This is a genomic window from Ornithinimicrobium sp. (genome assembly GCF_035267225.1).
Classification (GTDB): Bacteria; Actinomycetota; Actinomycetes; order Actinomycetales; family Dermatophilaceae; genus Ornithinicoccus.
In genome coordinates, this window is the sequence record NZ_DATFMA010000005.1 from 1 (window position 1) to 3,718 (window position 3,718).

Annotated in this window: 3 protein-coding genes; all 3 read left to right on the forward strand. The window is 71.3% G+C overall.

Going from position 1 to position 3,718, the window contains the following annotated elements:
* Positions 1 to 58 precede the first annotated feature (58 nt).
* A complete protein-coding gene (locus VJ976_RS00525; protein ID WP_324097860.1) occupies positions 59 to 730 on the forward strand; it encodes a response regulator transcription factor in 672 nt (223 codons plus the stop codon).
* Between the two features lie 33 nt (positions 731 to 763).
* Positions 764 to 2,080: an HNH endonuclease signature motif containing protein gene (locus VJ976_RS00530; protein WP_324097855.1), complete on the forward strand. Its 1,317-nt coding sequence runs from the start codon at positions 764 to 766 to the stop codon at positions 2,078 to 2,080.
* 381 nt (positions 2,081 to 2,461) lie between these two features.
* A partial coding sequence (locus tag VJ976_RS00535) for an alpha/beta fold hydrolase (protein WP_324097857.1) occupies positions 2,462 to 3,718 on the forward strand: 1,257 nt, incomplete at its 3' end.

Below are 3,718 nucleotides of genomic sequence, written 5' to 3' on the forward strand. Positions count from 1 at the left end.
GTGGCTGGACCGTCAAGGCCAGGATCCCGGCCACCACCAGCCCCGCACGGATGGGCCGATGACGGCCCCGGTGCGGGTGCTCATCGCGGACGACCAGGACATGGTCCGTGTCGGGCTCGCCACGATCCTCGATGCCGAATCCTCGATCGCCGTGGTGGGCCAGGCGCGCGACGGGCTGGAGGCCGTGGCCCTGACCCGTTCGCTACATCCCGACGTCTGTCTGTTCGACATCCGCATGCCGAACCTCGACGGCATCGAAGCCACCCGCCGGGTCGCGGGGCCTGACGTCGAGGACCCCGTGTCCGTCATCGTCATTACGACCTTCGACCAGGACGAGTACGTCTACGACGCCTTGCGAGCAGGCGCCCGCGGCTTTCTGCTCAAAGACGCCGACCCCGACCTGTTGGCTCGTGCCGTCAGGTCCGCGGCGCAGGGGGACGCCATCATCGCGCCCGCGGTGACCGCGCGGCTGTTGGCGACCTTCGCCTCCTCGCGCTCCCCGGCCGTGCCGGAGCCCGTCGACCCGCTCTCACCGCGCGAAGAGGCCGTCCTCGACCTTGTGGCCGCCGGCCGGACCAACGCCGAGATCGCCGACGAGCTCTACCTCTCCCTCAGCACGGTGAAGACCCACATCGGTGCGCTCATGAGCAAGCTCACCGCTCGCAACCGCGTGGAGATCGTGATCTGGGCCTACGAGAGCGGCCGTGTGGACGGTGGTCGGCGTCACTGACCTCTGTCGGTGGTGCCGCATAGTATCGAACACATGTTCGGAGTTCTCAAGGCGGAGGCCCAGGTCGACGCCGCCCCGGTGGCTGACGCCGCGCCGGGGGCGCCGATGAGCGGTGGGCCGCCGGTGGGGGCGGTGGCGGGTCCGACGTTGCCGGAGGCTCTGGCCAGGGTACGTACCGCGATGAGCGCGGCCGAGCCGGTGGCCGCAGAGGGTCACCGGGTGCCTAACGGTGACCTCAGCCCCGCGCTGGGTGAGATCAACCAGGCCCACGCCCAGCTCGAGCGGCTCACCGTCACCGTCCTGGCCGAGGCGCTGCACCGGGGCCTGCACACCGACACCGGGCTGTCGGCGTACGACTGGGCCTCGGCGCGGTGCCCGTGGCTGTCCCGGGCCCAGGTCGGTGACCTCGTGACGGTCGCGACCAGCATGCAGGACGCGGGGCACGAGCCGGTCGGTGAGGCGGTGACCTCGGGCCGGTTGCCGGTGCGGCGTGCCGCCCGGTTGCTGCGCTGCCTGCAGCAAGTCAAGGCGGTGACACCGCAGGAGACCTACGCCGAGTACGTGGACACGTTGCTGCCCGTGGCTGCGGACCTGCGCCACCGGGACGCCGACCTCAAACGGCTCACCGACCACCTGCTCGGCCTCGCGCTGTCCGAGTCCGAGCACGAGGCCCGGGCCCAGAGCCAGCGCGACCTGCGCGGGGTGCACGAGTCTTCGCTGGCCGACGGGTCCCTGACCCGGTTCATCATCACCGCCGAACCCGAAGGGGCCGCGTTCATCCGGTCGGTGCTCACCAGCCCCCTCGCGGCGCCCTCCCCGGATGCGGACGGCCCCGACCCCCGCTCGGCGACCCAACGCCGCTACGACGCGCTGGTCACCATGCTCGGCCGCGGTGTCGCCGCCCCCGACGGCGCCCCGTCCACCGCCAAGGCCCGGATCCTGGTGACCATGCCCTTCGACGTGCTCACCGGGCAGCTCACGGGCCTGGGAGAAACCCTGACCGGTGAGGTGCTCTCCCCGGCCACGGTGCGCCGGCTCGCGTGCACCGCCCAGATCATCCCCGCCGTCCTCGGCAGCCACGGTGAGGTCCTCGACCTCGGCCGCACCACCCGCCTAGCCACCCCCGCCCAACACCTGCTCCTGTGGCGCCGAGACCGGCACTGCACCTACCCCGGGTGCACGGTCCCACCCCCATGGTGTGACGCCCACCACCTCACCTGGTACTCCCGCGGCGGACGCACCGACATCACCAACATGGCCCTGCTGTGCGGGCGCCACCACACCCTGGTCCACCACCACGACCTCACCGCCACCACCAGCCCCGACGGCGTCCACTGGCAACGACCATGACCCCGCCCCCACCCGGCCCACTCGGGTCGGGAGCGAAAGCATGCGCTGCACCCCCGTCGAGCTGCGATGCGCCCTCCGGCTCGATCAGCGTGACCGCAGCCCTCGTGTCTCCAGACCCGTCGATGCCGATCGGACCGTTGCGGTGACTCGGGTGGCTGAGGGCCCATCGGTCGACCGCTGAGCGAGGCACGGACTTCGGGTCGAACGACCCTGCCGCCGGGCTCGACCAGTGACGAGACTGGGCCCAGCCACCGTTGGGATGAGGACCAAGGAGATGGGCCGCCGGCAGCTCACGGTCGACGCTGAGGCGCCGCCCGTGAGAAGAAGGCGGGTTCATACCCCATCGCTCTCACGGGCCCTTCCCTCGGGGAAGGAGTGAGCATGACCGGGACCGACCTGCGTGACCGGCCGACGCGTGCCCCCGCCCACGAGGTCGCCGGGGCGGGCAGGTTGCCTCCGTCCGCACTTGCTGCTGTGCTTCTGATGACAGCCGGCTGGGCACTGGTCGGCGCGTGGTGGATCCCCCGCGGACCCGCCTCGACCGCGGAGTCGTTGACTTGCCTGGTGGTCGGCCTGGCACTCGGGCTGGCTGCGGGTTGGCTCATGCGGTCGTGGTGGTCACTCCTCGCGACGCCGCTCGTCTTCGCCGTCGTCTTCGAGATCGCTCGTATCCCGGTGGACGGGCCGACGGTCGACCGCATCCACCTGTCCCTGAGCGGTATCGGGGCGCTGCTGACCGGGCGGGTGTTCCATGCCGTCGTCGCCCTCACGCCCATGGTGTGGGGTGCCGCCGTGGCCGTGGCCTGGACACGCCACCAGGAGCGACCGGGGCCGGCCAGGGCGCTGGGCTCCCGGCTCGGCCGGGCGTCGGGCGCCGCAGTGCTGGTGCTGTCCGGCCTGGTGCTGGTCGCGCTCACCGCCGTGGTGGCCCGGCCCGCCTCAACCGAGCCCATCACCGGCCCCGACGGCGAGCCCCTGCCGGGCAGCGTCGCTGAACTCAACACCGTCGACGTCAACCACCATGACCTCGGCCTGATGATCCGTGGCCACGACCGGGACGACCCAGTGTTGCTCTTCCTCGCCGGAGGGCCGGGCGGGAGCGAGGTCGGCGCGATGCGTCGACACCTCCCGGCCCTGGAGGAGCACTTCGTCGTGGCCACCTGGGACCAGCGCGGCACCGGCCGCAGCTACGGGGAGCTGGACCCCACTGACACCCTCACCCTGAACAGGTCGGTCGACGACACCCTCGAGGTCACCGACTACCTCCGCGAGCGCTTCGACCGGGACCGCATCTACCTCGTGGGCCAGTCGTGGGGCAGCACGCTCGGAGTGCTCGCGGCGCAGGCTGCACCTCAGAAGTACAGCGCGTTCGTCGGCGTCGGTCAGATGGTGAGCCAGCGGGAGACCGACCAGATCTACTACGACGACACGCTCGCCTGGGCGGAACGGACCGACCGGCCGGAGCTGGCCGAGGAGCTGCAGCAGATCGGTCCTCCCCCGTACGAGGACGTCGCGAACTACGAGACCGTCCTACTGCACGAGCAGGACCTGTACCCCTACGACCACAGCCCCAACAGCGAGGGGTCCGGGCAGATGTCGGAAAACCTGGTCGTCCAGGAGTACTCCCTCACCGAGCAG